Genomic DNA, 617 nt, shown 5'->3' on the forward strand with positions numbered 1-617 from the left:
CTCGCGCAGGCCGTGGGTGGCGCCATAGGGGAAGCTCATCGCCACCTCGATCCATTTCCAGCCTTCGCCGGCGATCGCTTCGGCGGAGGCTTTCAGCTTGTCGGCGACCAGGCGATCGAGCAGCGCAGGATCCTGCAGCCAGCCGCCGTCGTCATCCTGGAAGAGATCGCGCAGCACGCAGCCGCCGTTGGTTTCATAGGCATCGATGCCGACGAATACGGCCCGCTTGTCGGATGCGCGGACGGCGGTCTCGGTCAGCATGCGCCGGATCTGGTAGGGTTCCCTCTGCCAGCTATTGCGAACCGACTCCCAGACCTGCTCCTGACGCGCATGATCGTTGGTGACGGTGAAGGCCATGAGCTGTTCGAGCGTGATGCCGTCCTCGGCATAGATATCGAGCAATGACGGCGAGACGGCCGCGAGGCGAAGCCGCTGCTTCACGACCTGGACGGACGCGAAGAATGCAGCCGCAATCGCCTCCTCGGTCATGCCCTTCTCGCGCATCGCCTGGAACGCGCGGAACTGGTCGAGAGGATGCAGCGGGGCGCGTTCGATATTCTCGGCCAGCGACACCTCGTCGACGAGGATGTCGGCATTGGCGTCCGACACCACGCACG

At 64.7% G+C, this 617-nt stretch carries 1 protein-coding gene; it reads right to left on the bottom strand.

The genetic code is table 11. The features are described from left to right. A partial coding sequence (locus AACY52_RS29305; protein ID WP_370468066.1) for a ParB/RepB/Spo0J family partition protein occupies window positions 1-617 on the bottom strand: 617 nt, incomplete at both ends.

The sequence above is a fragment of the Pseudomonas sp. EA_65y_Pfl1_P113 genome (genome assembly GCF_963970525.1).
Lineage (GTDB): Bacteria > Pseudomonadota > Gammaproteobacteria > Pseudomonadales > Pseudomonadaceae > Aquipseudomonas > Aquipseudomonas tritici.